Source organism: Phenylobacterium sp. (genome assembly GCF_036495085.1).
GTDB lineage: Bacteria > Pseudomonadota > Alphaproteobacteria > Caulobacterales > Caulobacteraceae > Phenylobacterium.
Genome location: NZ_DASXNL010000058.1, coordinates 1 through 4,739 on the forward strand (window position 1 = coordinate 1; position 4,739 = coordinate 4,739).

The window sequence follows — 4,739 nt, forward strand, 5'->3', positions numbered from 1 at the left end:
CGAAGGAAATCACATGTCGAAACTTGAAAAGCTGGTCGACGAACTCTCGACCCTGACCGTCCTGGAAGCTTCCGAGCTCTCCAAGCTGCTCGAAGAAAAGTGGGGCGTCTCCGCCGCCGCGCCGGTGGCCGTGGCCGCCGCCGGCGGCGGCGCCGCCGCTGCTCCGGCTGAAGCCGCCGAAGAGCAGACCGAGTTCACCGTCGTGCTCACCGCGGGCGGCGACAAGAAGATCAACGTGATCAAGGAAGTCCGCTCGGTCCGTCCGGACCTCGGCCTGAAGGAAGCCAAGGATCTGGTCGAAGGCGCTCCGCAGAACGTGAAGGAAAACGTTTCGAAGCAGGAAGCCGAAGAAGTGAAGAAGAAGCTGGAAGAAGCCGGCGCCTCCGTCACCATCAAGTAAGACCTGGGCCGCGCTGCGTCGCGGTCTCAAGTTGCGAAGGGCCGGGAGCGATCCCGGCCCTTTTGCTATGGGCCTGGCGACAACCGGCTGTTGGCCAACCATCGCCCGGCGACATGTTACTGTGAGAGCGATGAGTCCCCTCCTGGACCCCTTCATTCGCGGCGTCACCGTGGGCGCGTTGCTGGCGATTGCGTTCGCGGTTTGGCGCTCGGGCGTCAGCCGGCATGCGCGCATCGCCACGCTTGTGGGCATGGCCAGCATCGCGGCCTGGACGATGACCGAGTCCGGCGAGATGCGGAACGCGTTCGGCGCCGCGCTTCCTCTGGACGTGCTCGCCATGGTGGTCGGCGGCTCGTTCTGGCTCTTCGTCGCCGCACTCTTCGAGGACCGGCCGATCAGCGGTTGGACCCTTGCGCCGGTCGCGGTGCTGCTGGTGACGGGCGTCTCGATGAACCTCGCGCCCAAGCCCGTCGGCGATGTCATCTGGGTCGTCCACAACCTGATCGGTGTCTTACTGTGCCTGCACGCCGGCTTCATCGTGGCGCGCGGCTGGCGCGGCGACCTGATCGAGAGCCGCCGACGGCTGCGGGCGTTGGTCTTCGGCGTCGCAGCATTGTTCGGCGTCGCGGAGGTCGCAGTGGTCATGGCGAGCCGCCTGGAGCACAGCTTCCCCTGGCACGCCTTGTCGGCAGGCGGCTTCTACGGCGGCCTCGCGCTGGCCATCTTGGCGCTGGCCTCGGCCGCGCTGCTGCTTCAGGGGCGGTCTTCATTGTACGGCCCCTCACGTCGCCCTGAAGCCGGACCCGACACGCGCGCAGAGGCCGCGGACCGCCACCTCCTGGCCAAACTCGAGGCGTTCATGGCCGATGGCGGCTGGAAGCGCGAGGGACTGACCATCGGCGCGGTCGCCGAGGCTGTGGAGACGCCCGAGCATCGCCTGCGCCGGCTGATCAACCAGAAGCTCGGCCATCGCAACTTCGCCGACTTCGTCAACGGCCACCGGATCGAGGCGGCCAAGCGCCGGCTGGGCGATCCCGCCGAGGCGCGGACCACCGTGGCGGCCATCGCCTTCGATCTGGGCTACGGCTCCCTGGGGCCCTTCAACCGGGCCTTCCGCGCCGCCACCGGGGCGAGCCCAACCGAGTGGCGGCGAGCGGCTCTGGCCGGGGCTTCGCCGATTCTCGAAGAGGCTGTCTGATTTCAAAACAGGCGAAAGTTTTTTGCCGACGGCGAGATTGATCGCCCGCCTTCCGTCTTCCTTGCCGCTCGAAAGCAAGGAGACCTCTCATGCATGTCACGCTCAGCGACATTGGCGAGATGTGGGTGCACGGCGTCGCCCACGACGCGCGCCGCTACGCCATCTTCGCCGTCGTCGTCTGGTTCACCCTCTGGATCGTGCTGGCCCGTGTCCTGCGCCCGCGCAAGATCCGCGAAGAGACGCCGCCGGCTCGGCAGCTGCTCATCGAGTTCTTGTTCTCGCTGCGCTCGATCGCCGTCTTCTCGACCGTTGGCATCGGAATCAACCTGGCCGAGATGGCAGGGCTCTTCCCCATGTCGCCGATGGCCGCGAGTTGGGGCCCGGCCTGGTTCGTCGCAAGCCTGGCGGTCATGATCGTGGCCCAGGATGCCTGGATCTACTGGACGCATCGCTGGATGCATCGGCCGCGCTGGTTCCGCACCTTCCATCGCCGCCACCATCGCAGCAACAATCCCTCGCCGTTCACGGCCTACAGCTTCGATCTGGGCGAGGCTTTCTTGATGGTCATCTTCGTTGCGGTCTGGCCTGCGATCTTCCCCACGCCATGGGGCGTGATCAACCTCTTCATGTTCCACCAGATCTTCCGCAACACCATGCTGCACGCCGGCTACGAGCTCACCCCGGCCCGCGCCGATGGTCGGCCCTGGCTGGACTGGATCACCACCACGACCCACCACGACCTGCACCACGCCCAGGCCGGCTACAACTTCGCGCCCTGGTTCACCTGGTGGGACCGCTGGCTGGGCACTGAGCACCCGCGCTACCACGCAGAGTACGCGCGCGCCGCCGGCCGGGCGCTGCTGCCGCCAGGGCCGACAGCCCGGAGCTTCTGGAGATCTGAGCGGGGCGCGGGAACTCAAGCCGAATCCCGCCGGTTGTAGAGGGGCGCGAATGCGCTGACGATCGAAGCGAACAGGACTTCGGCCGAGCGCCGGAGCCGAAAGTGGGGCGGCGTCGGGTTACCGCGCGGCGTCGCCCCAAATTTCTTCGCGCTTGGGGCTTCCCTTGACGGGCGAAAAGTCCTATTTCAGCTCCCTTCGCGACAATCCCCGATTCCCGTGACGCATGCCCATGCGCTCTCGTGATGCGGGCGCTTCGCGCGTCAAATGTCCCGAGGCATGGTCCGTCGCCCTCCGACCATGCGAAGGGGCGCCCCTGACGACACAAGGGGCCTTCCAGCGTCCGGCTTTCCCGCGAGGGAAAGTTCCGAGGGTGGACGCGGGATATCAATGACCGACGCCGGGAATCTGTTCCCGGGCGTCCGCAAGGGACACAGATGGCGCAATCCTTCACCGGTAAGAAGCGGATCCGTAAATCATTCGGCCGCATCCCTGAAGCCGTGCAGATGCCGAACCTGATCGAGGTTCAGCGCTCCTCCTACGAACAGTTCCTCCAGCGCGAGACGCGCTCGGCCGACCGGCGGGACGAAGGGATCGAAGCGGTCTTCAAGTCCGTCTTCCCGATCAAGGATTTCAACGAGCGCGCGGTGCTCGAATACGTCTCCTACGAATTCGAGGAGCCGAAGTACGACGTCGAGGAATGCGTCCAGCGCGACATGACCTACGCCGCGCCGCTGAAGGTGAAGCTGCGCCTCATCGTCTTCGAGACCGACGAGGAAACCGGCGCCCGCTCCGTGAAGGATATCAAGGAGCAGGACGTCTATATGGGCGACATCCCGCTGATGACGGAGAAGGGCACCTTTATCGTCAACGGCACCCAACGCGTCATCGTCTCCCAGATGCACCGTTCGCCCGGCGTCTTCTTCGACCACGACAAGGGCAAGACCCACGCTTCCGGCAAGCTGCTCTTCGCCGCCCGCGTCATCCCCTACCGCGGCTCGTGGCTCGACTTCGAGTTCGACGCCAAGGACGTTGTCTACGTCCGTATCGACCGCCGCCGTAAGCTGCCGGCCACCACATTCCTGATGGCGCTGGGCATGGACGGCGAGGAGATCCTCTCCACCTTCTACAACACCCTCTCCTACAAGAAGGTCGACACCAAGAAGGGCGGGACCGGGGGTTGGGCCACGGCCTATCAGGCGGACCGCTGGCGCGGTGTGAAGCCGGAATTCCCGCTGATCGACGCCGACACCGGCGAAGAGATCGCCCCTGCCGGCGCCAAGATTTCCGCCCGCAACGCCAAGAAGTTCGCCGATGCGGGCCTCAAGACCCTGCTGCTGGCGCCCGAGGCGTTGACCGGAAAGTACCTGGCCCGCGACCTGGTGAACTACCAGACCGGCGAGATCTACGCCGAAGCCGGTGACGAGCTGAACCCGGAGCTTCTGGCGGCGCTGGAGGAGCAGGGCTTCGACGAGCTGGACGTCCTCGACATCGACGACGTCACGGTCGGCGCCTACATCCGCAACACCCTTCGCGTAGACAAGAACACCGCCCGCGAAGACGCCCTCTTCGATATCTACCGGGTCATGCGCCCGGGCGAGCCGCCGACGGTGGAGGCCGCCGAGGCCATGTTCAAGTCGCTGTTCTTCGACAGCGAGCGCTACGATCTGTCCTCGGTCGGCCGCGTGAAGATGAACATGCGCCTCGAGCTCGATTGCCCCGACGACGTTCGCGTGGTCCGCAAGGACGACGTGCTGGCGGTGCTCAAGACCCTGGTCGGGCTGCGCGACGGCCGCGGCGAAATCGACGACATCGACAACCTCGGCAACCGCCGGGTGCGCTCGGTCGGCGAGCTGCTCGAGAACCAGTACCGCGTGGGTCTCCTGCGTATGGAGCGCGCGATCAAGGAACGCATGAGCTCGGTCGATATCGACACGGTCATGCCGCACGACCTGATCAATGCGAAGCCGGCGGCTGCGGCGGTGCGCGAGTTCTTCGGCTCCAGCCAACTCTCGCAGTTCATGGACCAGACCAATCCGCTGTCGGAAATCACCCACAAGCGCCGCCTCTCGGCGCTTGGCCCGGGCGGTCTGACGCGCGAGCGCGCGGGCTTTGAAGTCCGCGACGTGCACCCGACCCACTATGGCCGGATCTGCCCCATCGAGACGCCGGAAGGCCCGAACATCGGCCTGATCAACTCGCTCGCCACCCACGCGGTGGTGAACAAGTACGGCTTCATCGA

The 4,739-nt window shown here is 65.9% G+C and carries 3 protein-coding genes and 1 pseudogene; all 4 read left to right on the forward strand.

The genetic code is table 11. The features are described 5' to 3' along the window. Positions 1-13 precede the first annotated feature (13 nt). On the forward strand, positions 14-400 hold the full coding sequence (gene rplL / locus VGI62_RS07430; RefSeq protein WP_331503772.1) for a 50S ribosomal protein L7/L12: 387 nt from the start codon (positions 14-16) through the stop codon (positions 398-400). 130 nt (positions 401-530) lie between these two features. Next, on the forward strand, positions 531-1,598 hold the full coding sequence (locus VGI62_RS07435) for an AraC family transcriptional regulator (RefSeq protein ID WP_331503770.1): 1,068 nt from the start codon (positions 531-533) through the stop codon (positions 1,596-1,598). An 89-nt stretch (positions 1,599-1,687) separates the two neighbouring features. Then, complete coding sequence (locus VGI62_RS07440) at positions 1,688-2,539, forward strand: sterol desaturase family protein (RefSeq protein WP_331503771.1); 852 nt, start codon at positions 1,688-1,690, stop codon at positions 2,537-2,539. A gap of 395 nt (positions 2,540-2,934) precedes the next feature. Beyond that, positions 2,935-4,739: pseudogene (locus VGI62_RS07445) on the forward strand (DNA-directed RNA polymerase subunit beta); the annotation flags it as partial.

Coding starts and splice junctions, on each gene's coding strand:
- VGI62_RS07435 (WP_331503770.1), top strand. CDS start 531: ATGAGTCCCCTCCTGGACCCCTTCATTCGCGGCGTCACCGTGGGCGCG.
- VGI62_RS07440 (WP_331503771.1), top strand. CDS start 1,688: ATGCATGTCACGCTCAGCGACATTGGCGAGATGTGGGTGCACGGCGTC.
- rplL (WP_331503772.1), top strand. CDS start 14: ATGTCGAAACTTGAAAAGCTGGTCGACGAACTCTCGACCCTGACCGTC.